Consider the following 19,122-nt stretch of genomic DNA (forward strand, 5'->3'; position numbering starts at 1 on the left):
GCTCTCACGCGGCGCTGCGGCCCGGATTTATCTCCAGCGTGAGAGGAGACCCCCATGAAGTACTCCAAGGTGACCGGCAACGTCCGCTGGTCCCAGGGCATGACCCAGCTGAGGGCCGGCATGTCCGCCGACGACCATCACCCGCTCGTCGTGGAGCGGCCCGACCTCTTCGGCGACGAACCGCCCACGGCCGAACTGTCCGCCCCCGCACCCCAGGAGCCGGACGAGGACGACGGCCAGGAGCAGCGCGACACCGGCGAGGACCCGGCCAAGACGCCGGCCGGGCCCGTGATCGAGCGCGCCACCGCCGAACCCGGCCAGAAGCGCACGACGCCCGGCCGCGGCCCCGCCCGCAAGACGGGCGCGAAGGGCGGCACCGGCAATGAGTGACCACCGCCCGCAGAGCCCGGCCGGTGACGGCCTGGTGCAGATGGCCTACCTGCACCCCCACACCGTGAGCCACAACTTCCACGAGTCCGTGATGCGGCTGACCGTGTGGGACCAGATGCACAACGGCCGCCTGGTCGGCACCGGCGGCCCGTTCATGATGGCCTGCTCCACCGGCGGCCTCGTCGAGGCCCGCAACAAGGTCACCCGGCAGTGGCTCGACGAGACCCCCCACGAGTGGCTGTGGTTCATCGACACCGACATGGGCTTCGCCCCCGACACCGTCGACCGGCTCCTGGCGGCCGCCGGCCCCGTCGACCGCCCGGTGATCGGCGCCCTGTGCTTCGGCGTGCAGGAAGTGGCCTACGACGGCATGGGCGGACGGCGCCTTCGCCCCGCCCCGACCATCTACATGCCCGCCCACGACGCCCAGGGCCGCGTCGGGTACGCGACCCGCTGGCACTACCCGAAGAACACTGTGCTGCAGGTCGCCGGCACCGGCGCCGCCTGCCTGCTCATCCACCGCGGTGCGGCCGAGAAACTCCGCGCCGAGTACGGCGACATCTGGTTCGACCGGGTCAAGTACCCCGACGGCCGATGGGTGTCCGAGGACCTCTCGTTCTGCTGGCGGCTGTCGCGCCTGCAGATCCCGCTGTTCGTCCACACAGGGGTGAAGACCACCCACCACAAGCAGTTCTGGTGCGGCGAGGACGACTACACCCCGCCCGCCGACGCCCCCCTCCCCGCGCACACGCCGGCGCCCGACGGCACCCCGGCCGAGACGGCGGCCGCCCATGGATAGCCTCGCCGTCATCGTGCCGACGCGCGGCCGGCCCCACACGGTGGCCGAGCTCGCCGCGGCGTTCCGCGACACCTGCACCGAACGCACCTGGCTGCTGTTCGCCGTCGACGCCGACGATCCCGAGTACGCCCGGTACCGGGCAGCGGTCGACGAGGCGTTCGTCGCCCACCGCCGCGTGCAGCTCACCGTGCAGCCCGCCGGCACCATGGTCAGCGCCCTCAACCACGCGGCCAGCGTTCTGCTCGAGGCGCCCGGCTGGACGCGGCCCGACGCGATCGGGTTCATGGGCGACGACCACCGGCCCCGCACCAAGGGCTGGGACCGCGCCTACCTCGACGCCCTGACCGCGCTGCCCGGCATCGTCTACGGGAACGACCTCCTGCAGGGGCCCGCGCTGCCCACCCAGTGCGCCATCTCCGCGCACGTGGTGCGCGCCCTGGGCCACATGGCCCCGGCGGAGCTCACGCACCTGTACGTGGACAACTACTGGCGCGACCTCGGCGCGGCCGCGGGCTGCCTCAGCTACCTGCCCGGCGTGATCGTCGAGCACCTCCACCCGATGGCCGGCAAGGCCGACTGGGACGAGGGCCACCGGCGCGTCAACCAGCCCGCCATGTACGAGCGGGACAAGGCCGCGTACGCCGCCTACTGGTCGACGCACCGCGACCGCGACGTCCTCGCCGTACGTGGAGCCCGCCAGGAGGTGCCCCATGGGTGAGTGGAAGCTGTTCGACGGCGACGTCCCGCACGTGTCCACCTTCGAGTTCCACGAGCACCGCGACCGGGCCCCACACCTGGACCAGCCGCACCACCGGCCGCGCCTCGAACGCGCGCGGGACCTGGTCCTGCACGCGGCCCGCTGGGAAGCGTCCGTCGCCACCTTCGACGACGCACCGCCCGTCACCGTGTCAGACCTGGGCTGCGGGGACGGCGGCCTGCTGTCCCTGCTCGCAGGCGACGAGGACCTCGACGCGTGGGGCTACGACTTCCAGCCCTCCAACGCCGCGGGCTGGAAGGAACGCGGCGTGAGGGCCTGGCCCTACGACGTCTTCGGCGAGGACCGCGACCGGGTACGCGTCGGCCGGATCGCCGTGATGACCGAGGTCCTCGAGCACCTGGCCGACCCGCACGGCGCCGTGCGCTGGATCGGCGCCGAAGGGGCGCGCTGGATCGTCGCCTCCTCGCCCTGGCAGGAACGCCCGGCCCGGCACGACGAGTGCCACGCCTGGGCGTGGGACCTCGCCGGATACCAAGCCCTCATCCGGCAGGGCGGATTCGACATCGAAGTTCACGACCGGGTGGGCCCCTTCCAGCTCATCCTCGGACGGAGGGCCTCGTGAAGACCGCACTCGTCACCGGCTCCTGGGGGTTCGTCGGCCGGCACATGACCCACGCGCTGCGCGAGCGCGGCTGGGACGTCGTCGGCTGCGACATCGCCAACCCCGAGCACCCCATCGACTGCCTCGACGTCTTCCAGCATGGCGACCGCGTCTTCGACCTGGTCGTGCACGCCGCCGCCCGGGCCCCGCACCGGGCCGCGATAGACGGCCGCCCAGCGACCATGGCGTACAACCTGCAGCTCGACTCCGCGATGTTCGACTGGGCGCTGCGCACCGGGCAGAGGAGGGTGCTGTACCTGTCCAGCTCGGCCGTCTACCCGGTCCGGCTGCAGGACGGCAGCGAGCGGTGGAAGCTGCACGAGTCGGACACCGACTCGGCCGACGGCATCATGCCGGACGCCGGGTACGGGTGGACGAAGCTGACGGGAGAGAAGACGGCGGCCGCGGCCGCCGCCGAGGGCCTGGCCGTGCACGTCGTACGGCCGTTCTCCGGGTACGGCGAGGACCAGGGCGAGGACTGGCCCTTCGCCGCCTTCATCGCCCGCGCACGCCGCCGTGAGGACCCGTTCGTCATCTGGGGCAGCGGCGACCAGGTACGCGACTGGATCCACATCAGCGACGTCGTCGCCGGCGCCCTGGCCGTCGTCGACGCCGACGTCCGCGCACCGGTCAACCTGTGCACCGGGCGCGGCGTGCGGATGTACGACCTGGCCGACATGATCCGCAAGCAGACCGGCGACTGGTTCACCATCGCCATCGCGCCGGACCGGCCCGAGGGCGTGGCGTACCGGGTTGGTGATCCGGACATGTTGCAGTGCATCTACCGGCCGAAGGTGTCCCTCGAGGAGGGCGTGGCCCGGGCCGTACGCAGGGCGGTGACCGCATGATCACGGCGGCCGCCGGTGACAACGTGGCCCTGGTCTTCGAGGCCGGGGCCGTGCTCACCAGCCCCACAGTGACCATCGCCCCAACGGCAGGCGGCGCGGCCGTCGTCGGGCCCACGTCGGATGGCCTCGGCGTCGACGGCACCACCTACACCTACGTGTGGCAGGTCTCCTCGTCGCAGGCACAAGCCTCGTACACCGCCACGCTGGAGGGGACCTCGGGCGGTGACCCGGTCGAGGTCGAGATCGAGGTGTACGTCACGGCGCTGCCGGTGTACGCCACGCTCGCCGACCTCAAGTCGATGATCACGGTCACCGACTCGACGAGAGACAGCCTCCTCGCCAGCAAGCTTGCGGCTGCCTCACGCAGCATCGACAAGACCTGCGGCAGGCGCTTCTGGCTCGACACCACGGCGACCGCGCGGACCATCAACCCCGGCCGCCGTGTGGTGGTCGACGAAGACGGCTCGCACCTCCTGGTGCCGGACATCGGAGACACCGACGGCATGATCGTGGAGGTCGGCCGCGGCGGGACCTGGACGGACATCACCAGCCAGGTCGAGGCCGAGCCCACCGATGCCCTCGATCAGCTCGAGCCGGTCACCTCGCTGCTGCGGATCGGCGGGTCCTGGCCTACCGGCGCGGGCTGGCGCGCCCGGGTGACGACCCGCTGGGGGTTCCCTGCCTATCCGGACGTCGTGGTCGAGGGGACGAGGATCCTCGCCGCGCGCCTGTTCAAGCGGAAGGACAGCCCGGAAGGCGTGCTCGGCTCCTCGGAGTGGGGCGTGATCCGCCTGTCCCGCACCGACCCGGACGTCTACGGGCTGATCCAGAGCTACATCCTGACGGGCCTGGCCTGAGAGGGGAGGGGCAGTGCAGTTCTCCGTCGTACGCGAGCGGATCGCGGCCGCCGCGAAGAACGTGGTGATGCCCACGGGGGCGCCAGGGCTGACCTGTACCGCGTACGTGCCGGACGGGATCACCGCGCCGCACTTCTTCATCGGTGAGTTCGACGTGGAGTACGACAAGGCGTACCGGCGCGGCCTCGATGCCGCTGACTTCACGGCCCGTGTCCTGGTCGGGCGTGCAGACGACAAGAGTGCCCAGGAGATCCTCGACGCGCTGCTGTCCGGCTCGGGCCCCAGCTCCCTGAAGACAGCGATCGAGGCCGCCCGCGGCGCCCCCGGGGAGCTGGCCCTGGACGGCGCGGCAGACGACCTGCACGTGCGCCGCGTGCAGGGCTACCGCTGGTACGAGCACAACGGCACCCAGTACGTGGGCGCCGAGCTGATCATCCACGTCATCGGGAGCGGCTGATGTCTTTCGTTCTGCTGAACGCCCGGCTGTTCGCCGGCGGCGCCGACCTCACCGGCAACAGCAACAAGGTCGAGGTCACGTCGGAGGTCGAGGAGAAGCCGACGACGAACTACTACTCCGAGGGGTGGAAGGAGGTCGTCGGGGGCCTGGCCGCGGCCGAGCTCATGGGCGAAGGGCAGTGGGAGGCAGGCCACGACGGGATGGTCGACGACGCCTCCTGGGCGCAGCTCGGTGCGGTCGGCGCGTGGACGGCCGGCCCCGACGGCTCCGCCGTCGGTGATCTGGCGTACTTCATGAAGGCGCTGCGCTCCAGCTACAAGCTCGGCGACGCGGTGGGCGAGGTCGCGCCCTGGACCGGCAGCGCGAAGAGCGCCTGGCCGCTCGTGCGCGGGGTGGTCGCGCACCCGCCCGGCACGGCCCGCAGCAGCACCGGTGACGGGACCGCGCAGGAGCTGGGGGCGATCGCCGCCGGGCAGCGCCTGTATGCCGCGCTGCACGTCCTCAGCGTCTCCGGGACCAGCACGCCCACCATCACCGTGGCGATCGAGTCCGACTCGCAGTCGGATTTCGCCGGCACGCCCGAGACCCGGCTGACGTTCGACGCGGCGACCGCGCGCAGCGGGCAGCTCCTGCGCACCGACGCCGCTGCGCACGCCGACACCTGGTACCGGCCCACCTGGACCATCACCGGCACCGACCCGTCGTTCCTGTTCGTCGTGGCGTTCGGCATCCGCTGACGCCCCACCGCCGCTTCCCCGAGGGAGATCCCCGATGCCCAAGATGGTGCTGCTCGCCGCGTACCTGCTGCTGAACTCCAACGACCTGTCCGAGTACGCCCGCAAGATCGAACTGACCGTGGACGTCGAGGAGAAGGACGTCACCACCTACGCCAGTCTCGGATGGAAGGAAGTCCTCGGCGGCCTCAAGTCCGGTCAGCTGGGGCTGGAGTTCCTGCAGGACGTCGCCGCCACCGAACTCGACTCGATCATGTGGCCGCTGCTCGGCACCGTCGTGCCGTTCACGGCCAAGCTCGACAACTCCACCACCACGACGTCGAACCCGGCCTACTCCGGCAACGTCCTGATCAAGGGATGGCACCCGATCCAGGGCAGCGTCGGCGACGAGGCATCGGTCAGCGTCAGCTACCCGACGTCCGGGGCGGTCGACCGGACCACCGCCTGATGGCCTCTACTGCATCGCTCAACCTGGAGCTCACCCCGCAGAACCTGCGGAACATCTCCCGTGCGCTGCGCGCGGAGGAGGACGGCAAGGAGCTGCGCAAGGAGCTGACCCGGAACATGCGGGAGGCTCTGAAGCCGGGGGCGGCCGCCGCGAAGAGCGGCATCATGTCGATGGCGTCCTCGACCCCGCACGGGGGGCCGGCGCTGAAGTCGTCGATCGCCCGGAAGATCCGGCCCGAGGCCAGGATCTCCGGCCGCTTCCCCGGCGCCAAGATCAAGGCGTTCAAGACGCCGAACCTGCGCGGTTTCGCCAACGCGGCCAAGCGCACCAACCGGGCCTCCGGCTGGCGGCACCCCGTCTACGGCGACCGTGAGGTGTGGGTCCAGCAGCACGGCAAGACGAAGTGGTTCGACCGCGCCTTCGAGGGGCGCAAGCCCGAGTACACGCACGCCGTGAAGTCGGCCCTCGCCGACATGGTCAACCGGATCGCGTCCCGATCCACCTGAACTCTCTGTAAAGGCAGTCACTGTGAAGGTCACGTACACCCCCGACGAAGGCGACGAGCAGGTCTTCGACTACAACCCGAACAAGCTCCTGTCGGCCGAGCGGGAGGCCCTGGAGAAGCGCACCGGGAAGCCCTTCAACGAGTTCGCCATGGGCGTGCTGAAGGGCAACGCGCTGTGCCGCAGGGCGCTGCTGCACGTCCTGCTCAAGCGGCAGCACCCGACGATCGCGTTCGACGACGTGGACTTCTGCTGGGACGAACTCAAGGTCGAGATGACCAAGGGAGAGATCGAACTCGCCGTGGCCCGGCTCCGCGAGAAGAACGGCGACGAGGACCTCATCGAGGCGATGCTCAAGGAGTTCGACGGCGCGCCGGAGGACGAGGGAAAAGCCCGGCTGCCCTTCGCCGTCTGAGGCATCTGGGCAACGCCGCCCACCTGCTCCACGTGACGCCCCGCGACTGGGACCTGCTGACCGTCGAGGAAGCAGACCACCTCCTGGACTGGCTGGACGACTACCTCGAACAGCTGCAGAAGACCGCGCAGCAGCGGCGGTGACGTTCGAACACAGAGAGGGGGGCCGCTGTGACGGACACCAGTCTGGTCTTCGCCCTGTCCACCCGGGACAACACCGCCGCCGGGATGCGCTCGGCGCGGGAGACGGCAAACCGCGAGACGGAGGCGATGGCCGACGACGTCGCCGCCAACGGCTCGAAGATGGGGACCGCCCTGGCGGCGGCCGGCGCCGCGGCCGGCGCGCTGATGGCGGCCGCGCTGATGTCGACGCTCGGGCAGGCGCTGGACATCTCCGAGGCGACCACCCGCCTCGAGGCGCAGCTGGTCAACACCACCGCCGACGTGGGCGCGGCCACGGACGCCATGACGAACGTGTTCACCGACGGCTGGGGCGAGTCGGCCACCGAGGTCGGTGACGCGATCAAGTCCGTGACCCTCAACATGGACGAGTTCACCGGTGAGCAGGGCCGCCTGGAGGACATGACAGAGAAGACCCTGGCGCTGTCCAAGGCATTCGACCAGGACCTCAACAAGGCCACCGCGGCGGCCGGCCAGATGGTGAAGACCGGCATGGCCGACAGCTTCGAAGAGGCCATGGACCTCATCGCCGCCGGCCTCGGCAGCGTCGCCAACAAGAGCGACGACCTGCTCGACACGTTCAACGAGTACTCCACGCTGTTCCGGCGGGTGGGCCTGGACGGCGCGACAGCCATGGGCCTGATCAGCCAGGGACTCCAGGCCGGCGCCCGGGACTCCGACGCCATCGCCGACGCCATCGGCATCTTCAGCGAGATGGCCCTGGCCGGCGGCGAGCAGGTCAACGAGGCGTTCGAGTCGATCGGCCTGAGCGGCGAGCAGATCGGCCGGATGATGCGGGCGGGCGGCGACGAGGCCACCCAGGCGCTGCAGGACACCATGGACGCCCTGCGCGGCACCGACGACGCCACCGTCCGCCTGACGGCCGCGCAGGCCCTGTTCGGGGACCTCGCCAACACCCAGGCGGACGCCCTGTATGCGCTGGACCCGGCGTCGGCTGCGGCCGCGGGCGGCTTCGACGAGGTGGCGGGGGCCGCCGACAAGGTCGTGGAGAAGCTCGAGAAGTCCCCGGCGATGAGGATGGAGGCGTTCAAGCGGGGTGTGCAGCAGAACGTCATCGACTTCCTCGGCGGCGAGGTACTCCCGGCGGTCGTCGACTTCAAGGAACGGTTCCACAAGGAGTTCGCCAGCATCTGGGCCGACGCCGGGCAGGGCGGCACGGAGGGCGTCGACCGGGTCCTGGACTTCGTGGTGATCCTCGGTCAGCGCCTCGGCCAGAAGCTGGTCCAGGAGCTCGTCCCGAAGGCCATCGACGGGCTGCGGGGCGCCGGTCAGCGCGTGGCGGAGTGGGCCATGGCGAACCCGATGGAAGTCCTGAAGATCGCCGCGATCGCAGGGGCGATCCTCCTCGCCATCGCGGCGCTGCCGGCGCTGGTCGCCGTGGGGATCAGCGCGGTCGGTATCTCTCTCATGGTCGGCTTCGTCTCGAAGCTGATCGAGGGCCTGGAGGCCAACGTCCCGCGCTGGTGGGGCACCTTCACGGGCTGGGTCTCGGACAAGGCGACCGAGGCCGCCGAAGTGTTCGCTGTCCTCGGTATCGCGATCGGCGTGTGGTTCTCCGGGCTGTGGTCCCGGTACGTCTCGGGGCCGGTGAGCCGGCAGTGGGATTCCTTCACCAGGAGCGTCGGCACGCTGCCCGGCCGGGCCTGGGGCGCCCTGTCCGGGCTGGGCAGCAGCGTGCGTTCCCGGGCGTGGGATGCGTTCCAGTCGATGAAGGACGCCGCGATCAACCGCGCCCTGTCCCTGCTGACCTGGCTGGGGGGCCTGCCCGGACGGCTGGCCGGGGCCCTGGCCAGCCAGGGCTACCGCTTCTACAACGTCGGCCTGGACTTCGTCTTCGGCATCTGGAACGGGATCTCCGCGGCCGGAGGCTGGCTGTGGTCGCAGGTCAGCAACTTCGCCAGCAACTACATCGTCGACCCGATCAAGAACTTCCTGCACATCGGCTCCCCGTCCAAGCTGGCCGCCGACGAGATCGGCCACTGGATCCCGGCCGGTGTCGCCATGGGCGTCGAAGACAACGCCGGCGTCGTCGACGACGCGATGCGCGGCCTGGTCGACCCGGCCCTCTACCGGCCCGCCGCCTCACCGGCGGGGATCCCCCAGACCACGTTCGCGTCCACCCTCGGCGGAGCACAGACGCCGCAGGTCGTCTTCGAATTCCGTGGCGGCTCCAGGGCCTTCCGGGAGTGGTTCCAGGAACAAGTCCGCGTCACCGCGGGCGGCGACGTCATCAAGTTCGCGGAAGGGTAGGTGACATGCCGAGCCTGCCCCCGCCCGTGTGGGCCGAGCTGCACTACGACGGCACCTGGAACGACATCACCGACGACGTCCGCGTCACGACGTCGCCGGTGACGATCAGCCGCGGACTGTCGTCCGAGTCGGCGTCCGACGCCGAGCCCACCTCCTGCAGATGCGCCCTGGACAGCCGCGACCACCAGTACGCCCCCCGCAACACCGCCTCCGGCCTGTACGGGAAGATCGGCCGCAACACGCCGTTCCGGACCGGCTACACGGTCGGCTCCCCGTGGGCGCAGCTCCCCGGCACCGCGGGCAACAAGCTCACCACCCCCGACAGCCCCGCCCTGGCCGTCACAGACCTCGACCTGCGCGTCGAACTGGCCATGGAGGACTGGGGGGCCGCGGCCGCGAACATCGCCGGACGGTACGCCATCTCAGGCAACAACCGCAGCTGGGCAATCTTCATCAGCCCCTCCGGAGACGCCGGCTTCCTCTGGTCCCCGGACGGCACGCTCACCAACCGGATCTCCAGGACCTCGACCGAACAGGTGAGGTTCCACAACGGGCAGCGCGCCGCGCTACGGGTCACCCTCGACGTCGACAACGGCAGCGGCGGGTATGAGCTCCGCTTCTACACCGGCCGCACCGTCGACGACGAGGAATGGCGCCTGCTCGGCGCCCCCGTCATCGGCGGTGCGACGACGGCGGTGTTCGACGGTTCCGCCGGCATCGAGGTGGGGCACGTCGCCAGCCTGTCGGAAGGCGGTGTGAACGGGAAGGTGTTCGCCCTCAAGCTCCTCAACGGCATCGCCGGCACCGCGGTCGTGTCCATGGCCGTGGCCGCAGGCACCCCCGGAGCCACCTCGTTCACCGGCGCCACCGGCGAGACGTGGACCGTGAACGGCTCCGCCACCCTCACCAACAAGCACATCCGCATGGCCGGCGAGGTGCCCGCCTGGCCGCCCACCCGCGACCTGTCCGGCAACGACAACTACGTCAGCATCAACCCGACCGGCATCACCCGCCGCATGGACGCCGGCAACAAGCCCCAGGACTCCGCGCTCCTGCGCTACATCAAGGCCAACGGGGCCCTGGAGTCGTGGCCGCTCACCGACGGTGTGGAGTCCACGGAGGGCCGCTCGCTGAACGGCTCGCAGAGCATGCGGGTGGTCCTCACAAGCGGCACGGCACGGCCCGAGTGGGGCAACGGGAGACTGGCCGACTGGATCGAGCCGACGGTCATGCTGCCGGCCGGCTCCGACGGCACGATGCGCGGTGTCACCAGCCGCGCCTCATCGGCAGGGTCAGGCTGGTCCGTCGACTTCTTCTACAGCGGCAAGCAGGACATGGACGTCTTGATCGCCGACTCCAGCGACGGCACGGACGCCGACCCCCGTATCGGGTGGTCCATCGAGCTCGACCAGTCCGCCGGCACGATCAGCCTGTTCACCACGTCCCGCGGCGACACGACATCCTCGGTCACCCTGCAGGCCACCATCAACAACGCCGGCGTCTTCGACGGCGCCATGCACCACATCAGGCTGACCACCGTCGTCAGCGGATCCGACGCCTCCTGGGGGGTGTACGTCGACGGCGTACTCAGGGCGGGCGGCATAGCCACCGGGTATGGCTCAGAGCCGGTGCTGTTCGTGCGCGTCGGATGGTTCTACGCGTCCGTCACCACGGACCTTCCCACCACCGGCTACTACACGTACTGGGGGACCATCGCCCCGACCGCCGCCGAGGTCTACAGCGCCGCGTTCGGCTTCCAGGGCGAGCGCGCCGGCACCCGCATCGAGCGACTCGCCGCGGAGGCCGGGTTCACCGCGACGACGGCCGGACCGGAGTCCGCACAGGAACGGATGGGCATCCAGGACCGTCGTACGCTCCTGCAGCTGCTGAACGACGCGAACACGACCGACTTCGGCTACGTCCTCGACGCCCGGGACCGCGCGGAAGTCATCCACCGGGCGCATTCCACGCTGGAGAACCAGCCTCCCGGCCTCACCCTGGACTTCTCCGCCGGGCTGATCTCGCCGCCGTTCAGGCCCCTCGACGACGACCTGCTCACCACGAACGACGTAAGCGTCAAGCGCACGTACGGCGCGGTGCCGGTGCGCCGCGTGCTGGAATCCGGGCGGATGTCGGTGCAGGACCCTCCGGACGGTGTGGGCCGCTACGACAAGCCGTTCGAGTACTCGCTGTACACCGACGACCAGGCCGCGGACACAGCCGGCTGGCTGCTGAACCTCGGCACCTACGACGGGGTGCGGTACGCGCGGCTCACCCTCGACCTCGCCAACGAGCGCGTGTTCGCGATGATCGACGACATCCTGCGCCTGGACGTCGGCGACAAGATCCGGCTGACGAACCTGCCTCCCGACCACGGCCCCGACGACGTCGACATCCTCGTCCACGGCTACACCGAAGAGGCCGGACCCGACGCCTGGAAGATCACCTTCAACTGCGTGCCCGCCGCCCCCTGGAACGTCTACACCGTCGCCTCACCGACCTACGGGCGGCTCCACACCGGCGGCTCCGAACTGGCCTCCGACATCACCAGCAGCGCCACGTCGATGAGCGTGGCCACGACCGGCCTGTACCGGTGGGCCGATACGGCCACCTACCCGGGCCACTTCCCCTTCGACATCCTCGTCGGAGGGGAACGCATGACGGTCACCGACATCAGCGGCACAACGTCGCCGCAGACGTTCACCGTCACCCGCAGCGTCAACGGAGCGGTCCTGGCCCATTCCGCCGGCGACGAAGTCACGCTCTTCCAGCCGACACGCGTACCCCTGTAGGAGGACCCGTTGAAGTACCCCCCGCTCTGGTCAGGGCTCACCCCGGACGCCGATCTGCTGAACGCGATGACACCGGAATGGGCCATCAAGCCGTCCGCCACGTCCAGGGCGTCCACGACGACGCTCGACGACGATCCTGACCTCGCCGTCGCCCTGCCGAGGGCCGGCACGTGGGTGTTCGAGGTCTGGCTCAACTACACAGGCGGCACCCTCGGCAGCAGCGATCTGAAGGTGCGCCCCGCCTTCACCGGCACCCGCACCTTTGACGTGTACGGCATAAACGCCATCAACACCGTCTCCACATCGCAGGTGACACAGGCCGGGTTCACCATGGCGGGGACCGGCGTCGCTGCCGGTACGAACGGCGGCAACTTCCTCAACCTGGACCTGAAGGGCACCGTGGTCACCACCACAACGGGCATCCTGTCCCTCCAGTGGGCACAGAACACGTCGTCCGGCACCGCCACCAACCTGCGGCAAGGCTGCTGGCTGCGCGCCTACCAACTCGCCTGAGCACCGCTCGGCCGCCGTCCGCCCCGCGCCACCCGGCCCGGGGCTTTCTCATGCCTCGAGGAGGGCTCATGGCTACCCCTCTGTCCGCTGACCAGCTGCTCACCGCGCTGAAGCGTGAGGGCCTGGTCGTCGTCGAGCACGACGGCTGGCGCACCCACAACCGCAACCACAAGGGCCCGTGGGGGCCGGTGCACGGGGTGATGGTCCACCACACGGTGACCTCGGGGGCGGAGCGTACGGTGGCGATCTGCCAGACCGGCTATTCCGGTCTGCCGGGGCCGCTGTGTCAGATCGTCATCACCAAGGACGGCGACGTGCACCTGATCGGCAACGGCCGCGCCAACCATGCCGGCCTCGGTGACGACGACGTCCTGCGTGCCGTGATCGCCGAGCAGCAGCTGCCGGTCGACGACGAGGCCAACACCGACGGGAACCGGCACTTCTACGGCATGGAGTGCGAGAACCTCGGTGACGGCGAGGACCCCTGGCCGGAGGTGCAGCTGGACGCGATCGAGCGGGCGGCGGCCGCGCTGTGTCGTGCGCATGGGTGGACGGCTGGGTCGGTGCTGCGGCATCTGGACTGGCAGCCGGGCAAGGTCGACCCGCGCGGGGTCGACTGGCAGGCGTTGCGGGCGCGGATCGCGAAGCGGCTTGGGAGTGCGCCGCCGAAGACGACGCCGGCGCCGGTCACGCCGAGTGTGGATCTGTCGCGGCTGATCGCGGCCGCCAGGAGCAACCCGCCGGCGGCGGGGACGCCGGTGACGTACGGGGCGGGGGTGCGGCTGGTGGAGGCCGCGCTCGTCGACGAGGGGCTCCTCGCCCGCCCGTACATGGACGGGCACTTCGGGACGGCGACCGTGCGGGCGTACGGGCGGTGGCAGCTGCGGTGTGGCTACCGGGGGGCCGCAGCGGACGGGATCCCCGGACGGGACAGCCTCAGGCGGCTCGGCCTGAAGCACGGATTCAAGGTGGTGGACTGAATGCCGTTCCTGCTCGGCCTGGTCCTCGGAGGCGCCTCGGGTGCCGGCACCTATGCCCTCACCGGTCTCGGCCAACTCGCCCTCATCGTGGGCGTCGTCGTAGCTGTCCTGGCGTGGCTCGGCTACGCGTTCCTGATCCTCATCGATGTCTGACCCGGGAAGGGGCTGGATTATGAAGAACCTGTTCACGTCGTTCATACGGACGTTGACGCCGTGGGGGGTTGCCCTGGTCCTGGCCGCTACTGGGTGGCTCGGGATCCCGGTGGACAGCACCATGGCGGCCGCCGCCGTCACCGTGGGCCTGGGCGCCGTCTACTACGCCGCGTTCCGCGGGCTCGAGGCCCTGGCCGAGCGGCTCGCGTGGCGGCCCCTGCAGGTCGTGGCGGGGGTGTTGCTGGGGTTGGCGCGGCCGCCGGCGTACGAGCAGCCGGCGGCGGGCCGGGTGCCCGTCGAGCTGGGGTGCGGGGATCGGTCGTTCGAGGACTTCCTGAGACGCACGCTCCGCGACAGCGGCGGCGGCGACGGTGCAGGGCGGTCGGGATGAGCGGCGCGACCGGCGTGGGGCCGGTCGACTCCGTGGTGGCATGGTCCGTGGGCCTGGTCGCGATCGCAGGGCTGGGCACGCTGTTGTGGCGTGTGCTGCGGGCCGTGCTGCGGATCGCTGACCGGGTCGATCAGGCGTGGGAGGACTGGGCTGGGTCGGAGGGCCGGCCTGGTGTTCCGGCGCGGCCCGGCGTCATGCACCGGCTCGGTGAGCACGACCAGCGGCTGAACGACCATGAGGATCGGATCACGCGGGTGGAGACCCGGCTTCCTACCGACAGCAGTTCCTGACCCACGATGCCCCCTGTACGGCCCACCACGGGCCGTACAGGGGGCGTCTCGTGTTTGGGCGTCAACAAACGCCACGGCCCCCGCACAGCGGGGGCCGATCGGCGTACCGTTCTGAGTGCGACCACAGAACGGAGAGCACCAGTATGCCCGAGCAGACTGCCACCGCATCCACTCTCACCTTCGGTCAGCGCGTCAAGCGTGCCCGCGAACGCAGCGGCAGGACCCGCGCCTACGTAGCCAGCGTCATGGACCAGTCAGTGGAGTGGGTCAAGGCCATTGAGAACGGCCGTATCGGGATGCCCCGCCTTCCCAAGCTCATCCGCCTGGCTCACGCCCTTGGCATCGAAGACATCACCGAGCTGACCGGCGATGACCGCATTGCTACAGCCACCTACACCAAAGCGACGCACGGCAAGCTGCCGACCGTCAAACGAGCCCTCACCACCTATCAGTTGAAGGTCGCCGACTGTGAGCCGGAGCCCGCCGAGGTTCTCGCCGCCCGCGTCCGGTCCGCTTGGAAGCTCTGGCACGCCGCCGACGAGGAGCACCCCGTCCGCCGCGGCACTGAAGGGCACCGGTCCCGTATCGCCGATCTCCTGCCGTCGCTCCTGGCCGACGCTCAGCACTCCGCCCGCGTCCTTGAAGGCGCCGATCGTCGGCGTGCCTTGGTGGCTCTGACCGAGACGTACCACCTTGCCCAGCTGTACCTCTCCTTCCAGCCTGTCCCGGACCTCGTCACGCTAACCGGTGACCGGGCGATGGCGGCGGCGCAGTCTGCGGATAGTCCCAGGGCGATCGCGGGTGCAGCCTGGTACATGAACCACGTCCACCGTGACGCCGGTGAAGCGGCAGAGGCACGTGTCGATCTCGCCGAGCAGGCGGCCGCACTCCTGCGCGAGCAGGACGACCCGGAGCACATCGCCCGCCGCGGGCTCCTCTACCTCGCCGCAGCTTTGTCGTACGCGAAGACCGGGCAGCAGGGCGACGCCTTGCGCTACTGGGACAAGGCTGGTGATGCGGCCCGTAAGCTGGGCAAGACCTACGCCCACCCCTACCTGATCTTCGGGCAGGGCGTCGTCGACGGCTACGCCATCACGATCCACAACGACTTGATGCAGCCCGGTAAGGCGCTTGAGGCGGCGGAAGCCCTTCAGCTGAGCGCGATCCCGTCGGCAACGCGGCGTTCGTACCACCTGATCGAGACCGCCCGGGCCTACCACATGCTCGGCGAAAGCGTCGCCGCAGTGTCGTTGCTTGGTAAGGCGCGTCAGGAGTCGCTGGAGACGATCCGCTTCAACCTGCACACGAGGAGCGTTCTGCCGGAGTTGGTGAAGAGCGGGCCGCGCCTGGTGCGCGACGACGCACGAACCCTGGCGAGCGATCTCGGGGTCCCCATGTGATCGTTTAGCAGGTAGGAACCCTACCCCCTTGTATGGGGGTAGGGACTGTACCTGCTGCCAGCACTCCGCGCACTTACGGTCGGTGACATTCCGATCACTGACGCGGGGAGTTGCTGTGACCGCTGGAGAAAGGCAGGGGGCCCTGCGCCCCGTGCAAACAGAGCCCGGGGTGCTGGTTCACTCCACTGCCGACCGGCACCTCGCCGTCGAGCAGTGGCTGCTCTCTGCCGCCAGGGACCGCGAGCTGGCCCGCCAGGAGTGGACCGACAGGGGGGTGGCGCTGCTGTCCCTCGGCGGCATCATGTCCGCCGTACGGCTGCCTGGCCGCCTGGTGCTGCCGCTCACGGACGCGGACACGGCGCCGTCGCGCGACGTGGACGCGTTCCTCGCCGAGGTCCTCGGCGGGGGGCCGGTCATCTGTGACCCGCGCAGCCTCGCGTACTACTGCCTCGTCCCCGCCGGCACCCCCCACGCCTGGCAGGACGCTACGCCCGCGTGGGCGCCCCTTGAGGTCGGTGTCCTCGGGCGTGACGCCCACCTCGGCGTGCCCCGGGCGGACTGCACGGGCCCGGACTCGTTCTCGCCGTACTGGGCGGTGCCGATGCCGTCGATGGGCGTGCTGTGTGAGCCGACTCTGGTGGCGCGGCTGATCGAGCGCGCGGCGTTCGCGGCTCTCCTGGACCATTCCGTGCTGTGCCCGAACTGCAAGCCCACGGGTACCGGTCCGGCGTGCCCGGGCACGCTCGAGGGCCTGCGTAAGGCGATGTCCCGCGCGCACCGGGTGGTGAGGCCCGTATGAGGTACTGCGGTCGCTGCGACGAGCCGATCGATCCCGACGAGCCGTACGACACGTACATCCCCGAGGTGGGAACCGGCGTAGCCGCCACCGTGTACCAGCACAAGGACCTTTGCCGGCAGCCCCCGCGGCAGACCAACCAGACGCCCGCGCCGCGCGGCTGACGGGCTCTCACAGCCCCCGCTGCCGGCCGCGACGCCGACCGCGCCGGCAGCGGGATGAACGCGGCCGCCCTGCGCCCCCGTCGTGGGGCGGCCGCTCACCTGAAGAGATCTTCCGGCGGTATCCCGAGCACGTACGCGAGCTTGAGGAGCGTGGTGGCAGTGGGGTTGCCCTGGCCCGCCTCGACGGCTTGAAACGTTCGCCGGTCTACGCGGGCGGCCAGGTAGACCGCCTCTTGGGTCAGATTCTGGCGGGCCCGCTCCTCCTGGATCCTCCGGCCTGCGGCTATGAGGCGCTCGGTGATCCAGTCGTCGTCAGTGGGCAGGTCGCGGGGCACTCGACAAACGCTGTGACCTGGGTGAGCATGAGTCAGCGGAATTTATTCCGCTTTTTTCGATCTTGGAGGGGGGCTTCCGGGATGCTCACCGCTGCAGGTGTGGGTACGGCTTCGGCGCCGCTAAACGGGGTGCGGGGCATGTTTCGAGCCATTTTGTAGACCGAAAACACGTGCCAGTGGCACAATCGGTCACCGTTCAACGACGGCAGGTAAGCGCTACCGGCGTAAGGATGCCTATGCAGCCCGACACACGTCTCATGGCACGCCTCAGCGTGCTGGAAACCGCTCTCTCCACCGCCCTGGGTGAATCCGACTCTGAGCAACGCGGGAGGATGCTCAGAGTCCTGGAACGGGCCACGGTAGCCGCGCGGACGGACTACGAAGAGGCCGAAGCGGCCGAAGCCGCAGAGCAGAAACGTTCTGCCTTCCGTCTCATCCCCGGCTCCGGCTGCCCTCCTCCGGGCTGGGAGCACCCAGGGGACGCCGCTCGAGGCGCACGCTGGACGGGTCGAACCCAGGACCACGCCACGAGGTCGGCAGGATGACCACCCGGAACAGGTCCCGCACCACAGTCGACCGCACATCCACCGGCCGGGCCTTCCACTCGTCCCGCCCGATCCCGACCAGGTCCGCGATCCTGCGCAGCCGCGCCGGCACCGCCAGCTGGGCCTCAAGCTCTGCGATCTTCCGGTCGAACGACGCCACCGCCAGCGTGGACAGCGTCGCATCCACGTCCGGATGGTCGGCCAGCTCCTCCAACTGGGCCGCCACCGCCTTGCGCCGCGCCCTCAGCGCCGCGATCTGCGTCTGCACGTCCGCGCCGCTCTCTGCCGCGGTCACCCGGGCCAGCTCCTCCTTGAAGCCGTCGCTCGACAGCAACCTCAGGACGCGGCCCTCGACGTACGCGTCCAGCAGCTCGAGGTTACGGCCGACGCCCTTGCACACCGGGCAGAAGTAGATCCGCGAGTCCTTGCGGTTGCGGCCGCCCGTGGGCTTCGACCTCACGGTGTGATGCGGACCGGGACAAGGCTCACCCCTGCAGGCCCCCTCAGCGCCCTTGTGGCACCGGAAGCACTCCCCGATGCCCGTCAGCAGGTACTTGCGCTCCCGCCCCTGGTAGGGGGACTCAGCCGCGCTCGCCGCGTACAGGGCCTTGACGGCCTCCCACACCTCCACCGACACGGCGCCGTCCCATGCCGCCTTGTGGAGCTTCCCGTCGTGCTCGATCAGCCCCGCCACCCGCGGGGCCAGCACGACATTCCTCCACGACTTCGCCGTCCACGGATTGCCCTCGGTCGTCACCGCGCCCTGGCTGTTCAGCCACCGCACCACCGCAGCGTGGCCCATCCCGGCCAGCATCCGCTCGACCCCTTTGCGGATGAACTTGATCTCCCGCTCGACCGGCAGGGAGGTGTCGAACACCGGCACGCGGATCTCCTTGCCGGCCCGGTCCGTCTTCGTCCGCGTGCCCGTCTGCACACCCCACCCGTACGGGCGTTTCCCGCCCGCCGTGCCCGGCTTCCCCTTCGCCACCCGGGCCTTCACACCGCGCGTCACGCGCCGGCTGATGTTGTCCGACTCCCGGCACGCCTGGGCGGCCTCAATCCGCAGGATGAACCTGTCGTCGGGGCTGTCGAGGTTCCGTGTGCCCGACGGAGACGAGATCCGCAGCCCCTTGTTGTCCGCGAGGTTGATCAGGGTCTCGAGGTCGAACGGCTGCCGGATCATCCGGTCGCCGTGATACACGACGATGCCGTCGATCTCCCCGGCCTCCACCGCCGCCAGGAGCTGATCCCACGCCGGCCTCTTCCTGCGCCGCTGCCACGCCGACCGTGAGTTGTCGACGAACACGTGCCGCTCGGACACCTTCCAGCCCAGCCGCGCCGCGAGCTCCCGGCAGTCCGCTTCCTGCCGCTCCACCTTTTCCAGCGACCCGTCCGGGGCGTACGACAGACGGCAGTACACAGCTGCCTGCTTCGGCTTCACCACCATGCCGAAGAGTGTAGGTGCGTACCGGAGATTGAGCGA

At 70.1% G+C, this 19,122-nt stretch carries 23 protein-coding genes; 21 read left to right on the forward strand and 2 right to left on the reverse strand.

Annotated elements, in window-relative coordinates:
* Positions 1–54 precede the first annotated feature (54 nt).
* The 21 genes from ACH5AC_RS37425 to ACH5AC_RS37525 all read left to right on the forward strand — a co-directional run bounded on the left by ACH5AC_RS37425 (position 55) and on the right by ACH5AC_RS37525 (position 16,759).
* Positions 55–390: a hypothetical protein gene (locus tag ACH5AC_RS37425; protein WP_398866833.1), complete on the forward strand. Its 336-nt coding sequence runs from the start codon at positions 55–57 to the stop codon at positions 388–390.
* Positions 383–1,189, forward strand: a complete 807-nt coding sequence (locus ACH5AC_RS37430) for a hypothetical protein (protein ID WP_398866834.1) — start codon at positions 383–385, stop codon at positions 1,187–1,189. The genes ACH5AC_RS37425 and ACH5AC_RS37430 overlap by 8 nt, the downstream gene beginning before the upstream one ends.
* The gene (locus ACH5AC_RS37435; RefSeq protein WP_398866835.1) at positions 1,182–1,907 is read left to right on the forward strand and encodes a hypothetical protein; all 726 of its coding nucleotides are present in this window, start codon (positions 1,182–1,184) and stop codon (positions 1,905–1,907) included. The genes ACH5AC_RS37430 and ACH5AC_RS37435 overlap by 8 nt, the downstream gene beginning before the upstream one ends.
* Positions 1,900–2,529, forward strand: a complete 630-nt coding sequence (locus tag ACH5AC_RS37440; RefSeq protein ID WP_398866836.1) for a methyltransferase domain-containing protein — start codon at positions 1,900–1,902, stop codon at positions 2,527–2,529. Before ACH5AC_RS37435 ends, ACH5AC_RS37440 begins: the two co-directional genes overlap by 8 nt.
* On the forward strand, positions 2,526–3,416 hold the full coding sequence (locus tag ACH5AC_RS37445) for an NAD-dependent epimerase/dehydratase family protein (protein WP_398866837.1): 891 nt from the start codon (positions 2,526–2,528) through the stop codon (positions 3,414–3,416). The genes ACH5AC_RS37440 and ACH5AC_RS37445 overlap by 4 nt, the downstream gene beginning before the upstream one ends.
* Positions 3,413–4,273: a phage head-tail connector protein gene (locus ACH5AC_RS37450; protein ID WP_398866838.1), complete on the forward strand. Its 861-nt coding sequence runs from the start codon at positions 3,413–3,415 to the stop codon at positions 4,271–4,273. Before ACH5AC_RS37445 ends, ACH5AC_RS37450 begins: the two co-directional genes overlap by 4 nt.
* Before the next feature lie 13 nt (positions 4,274–4,286).
* Positions 4,287–4,730: a hypothetical protein gene (locus ACH5AC_RS37455; RefSeq protein ID WP_398866839.1), complete on the forward strand. Its 444-nt coding sequence runs from the start codon at positions 4,287–4,289 to the stop codon at positions 4,728–4,730.
* Entirely contained in the window at positions 4,730–5,467 is a 738-nt protein-coding gene (locus tag ACH5AC_RS37460) for a hypothetical protein (protein ID WP_398866840.1), read from the forward strand. The genes ACH5AC_RS37455 and ACH5AC_RS37460 overlap by 1 nt, the downstream gene beginning before the upstream one ends.
* A 34-nt stretch (positions 5,468–5,501) precedes the next feature.
* Positions 5,502–5,912, forward strand: coding sequence for a hypothetical protein (locus tag ACH5AC_RS37465; RefSeq protein WP_398866841.1), 411 nt, complete (start codon positions 5,502–5,504; stop codon positions 5,910–5,912).
* Positions 5,912–6,418, forward strand: a complete 507-nt coding sequence (locus ACH5AC_RS37470) for a hypothetical protein (protein WP_398866842.1) — start codon at positions 5,912–5,914, stop codon at positions 6,416–6,418. The genes ACH5AC_RS37465 and ACH5AC_RS37470 overlap by 1 nt, the downstream gene beginning before the upstream one ends.
* Before the next feature lie 22 nt (positions 6,419–6,440).
* Positions 6,441–6,830 (forward strand): hypothetical protein, encoded by a 390-nt coding sequence (locus ACH5AC_RS37475; protein ID WP_398866843.1) that lies wholly within the window; start codon positions 6,441–6,443, stop codon positions 6,828–6,830.
* Between the two features lie 170 nt (positions 6,831–7,000).
* The gene (locus ACH5AC_RS37480) at positions 7,001–9,280 is read left to right on the forward strand and encodes a phage tail tape measure protein (protein ID WP_398866844.1); all 2,280 of its coding nucleotides are present in this window, start codon (positions 7,001–7,003) and stop codon (positions 9,278–9,280) included.
* 5 nt (positions 9,281–9,285) lie between these two features.
* Entirely contained in the window at positions 9,286–12,072 is a 2,787-nt protein-coding gene (locus tag ACH5AC_RS37485; RefSeq protein ID WP_398866845.1) for a hypothetical protein, read from the forward strand.
* Positions 12,073–12,081: 9 nt separating this feature from the next.
* Complete coding sequence (locus ACH5AC_RS37490; RefSeq protein ID WP_398866846.1) at positions 12,082–12,585, forward strand: hypothetical protein; 504 nt, start codon at positions 12,082–12,084, stop codon at positions 12,583–12,585.
* A 68-nt stretch (positions 12,586–12,653) separates the two neighbouring features.
* Positions 12,654–13,565 (forward strand): N-acetylmuramoyl-L-alanine amidase, encoded by a 912-nt coding sequence (locus ACH5AC_RS37495; protein WP_398866847.1) that lies wholly within the window; start codon positions 12,654–12,656, stop codon positions 13,563–13,565.
* Complete coding sequence (locus ACH5AC_RS37500) at positions 13,566–13,718, forward strand: hypothetical protein (RefSeq protein ID WP_398866848.1); 153 nt, start codon at positions 13,566–13,568, stop codon at positions 13,716–13,718.
* A gap of 19 nt (positions 13,719–13,737) precedes the next feature.
* Entirely contained in the window at positions 13,738–14,109 is a 372-nt protein-coding gene (locus ACH5AC_RS37505) for a hypothetical protein (RefSeq protein ID WP_398866849.1), read from the forward strand.
* The gene (locus ACH5AC_RS37510) at positions 14,106–14,399 is read left to right on the forward strand and encodes a hypothetical protein (protein ID WP_398866850.1); all 294 of its coding nucleotides are present in this window, start codon (positions 14,106–14,108) and stop codon (positions 14,397–14,399) included. Before ACH5AC_RS37505 ends, ACH5AC_RS37510 begins: the two co-directional genes overlap by 4 nt.
* 143 nt (positions 14,400–14,542) lie before the next feature.
* Positions 14,543–15,799 (forward strand): multiprotein-bridging factor 1 family protein, encoded by a 1,257-nt coding sequence (locus tag ACH5AC_RS37515; protein ID WP_398866851.1) that lies wholly within the window; start codon positions 14,543–14,545, stop codon positions 15,797–15,799.
* A 169-nt stretch (positions 15,800–15,968) separates the two neighbouring features.
* Complete coding sequence (locus tag ACH5AC_RS37520; protein ID WP_398866852.1) at positions 15,969–16,598, forward strand: hypothetical protein; 630 nt, start codon at positions 15,969–15,971, stop codon at positions 16,596–16,598.
* Positions 16,595–16,759, forward strand: a complete 165-nt coding sequence (locus ACH5AC_RS37525) for a hypothetical protein (RefSeq protein WP_398866853.1) — start codon at positions 16,595–16,597, stop codon at positions 16,757–16,759. Before ACH5AC_RS37520 ends, ACH5AC_RS37525 begins: the two co-directional genes overlap by 4 nt.
* Positions 16,760–16,854: 95 nt before the next feature.
* Here the strand turns inward: ACH5AC_RS37525 and ACH5AC_RS37530 are convergent, their stop codons facing one another.
* Positions 16,855–17,094 carry a helix-turn-helix transcriptional regulator gene (locus ACH5AC_RS37530; RefSeq protein WP_398866854.1) on the reverse strand — a complete coding sequence of 80 codons (240 nt, stop codon included), beginning with the start codon at positions 17,092–17,094 and terminating at the stop codon, positions 16,855–16,857.
* 432 nt (positions 17,095–17,526) lie between these two features.
* Positions 17,527–19,122: recombinase family protein (locus tag ACH5AC_RS37535; RefSeq protein WP_398866855.1), on the reverse strand; the 1,596-nt coding region annotated here is incomplete at its 5' end.

The sequence above is a fragment of the Streptomyces sp. NPDC018693 genome, from assembly GCF_044391385.1.
Lineage (GTDB): Bacteria > Actinomycetota > Actinomycetes > Streptomycetales > Streptomycetaceae > Streptomyces.

What these genes read in the sequence shown, in the direction of transcription:
- ACH5AC_RS37425 (WP_398866833.1), top strand. Translation starts at nt 55, where the DNA reads ATGAAGTACTCCAAGGTGACCGGCAACGTCCGCTGGTCCCAGGGCATG.
- ACH5AC_RS37430 (WP_398866834.1), top strand. Translation starts at nt 383, where the DNA reads ATGAGTGACCACCGCCCGCAGAGCCCGGCCGGTGACGGCCTGGTGCAG.
- ACH5AC_RS37435 (WP_398866835.1), top strand. Translation starts at nt 1,182, where the DNA reads ATGGATAGCCTCGCCGTCATCGTGCCGACGCGCGGCCGGCCCCACACG.
- ACH5AC_RS37440 (WP_398866836.1), top strand. Translation starts at nt 1,900, where the DNA reads ATGGGTGAGTGGAAGCTGTTCGACGGCGACGTCCCGCACGTGTCCACC.
- ACH5AC_RS37450 (WP_398866838.1), top strand. Translation starts at nt 3,413, where the DNA reads ATGATCACGGCGGCCGCCGGTGACAACGTGGCCCTGGTCTTCGAGGCC.
- ACH5AC_RS37460 (WP_398866840.1), top strand. Translation starts at nt 4,730, where the DNA reads ATGTCTTTCGTTCTGCTGAACGCCCGGCTGTTCGCCGGCGGCGCCGAC.
- ACH5AC_RS37465 (WP_398866841.1), top strand. Translation starts at nt 5,502, where the DNA reads ATGCCCAAGATGGTGCTGCTCGCCGCGTACCTGCTGCTGAACTCCAAC.
- ACH5AC_RS37470 (WP_398866842.1), top strand. Translation starts at nt 5,912, where the DNA reads ATGGCCTCTACTGCATCGCTCAACCTGGAGCTCACCCCGCAGAACCTG.
- ACH5AC_RS37485 (WP_398866845.1), top strand. Translation starts at nt 9,286, where the DNA reads ATGCCGAGCCTGCCCCCGCCCGTGTGGGCCGAGCTGCACTACGACGGC.
- ACH5AC_RS37495 (WP_398866847.1), top strand. Translation starts at nt 12,654, where the DNA reads ATGGCTACCCCTCTGTCCGCTGACCAGCTGCTCACCGCGCTGAAGCGT.
- ACH5AC_RS37500 (WP_398866848.1), top strand. Translation starts at nt 13,566, where the DNA reads ATGCCGTTCCTGCTCGGCCTGGTCCTCGGAGGCGCCTCGGGTGCCGGC.
- ACH5AC_RS37505 (WP_398866849.1), top strand. Translation starts at nt 13,738, where the DNA reads ATGAAGAACCTGTTCACGTCGTTCATACGGACGTTGACGCCGTGGGGG.
- ACH5AC_RS37510 (WP_398866850.1), top strand. Translation starts at nt 14,106, where the DNA reads ATGAGCGGCGCGACCGGCGTGGGGCCGGTCGACTCCGTGGTGGCATGG.
- ACH5AC_RS37515 (WP_398866851.1), top strand. Translation starts at nt 14,543, where the DNA reads ATGCCCGAGCAGACTGCCACCGCATCCACTCTCACCTTCGGTCAGCGC.
- ACH5AC_RS37525 (WP_398866853.1), top strand. Translation starts at nt 16,595, where the DNA reads ATGAGGTACTGCGGTCGCTGCGACGAGCCGATCGATCCCGACGAGCCG.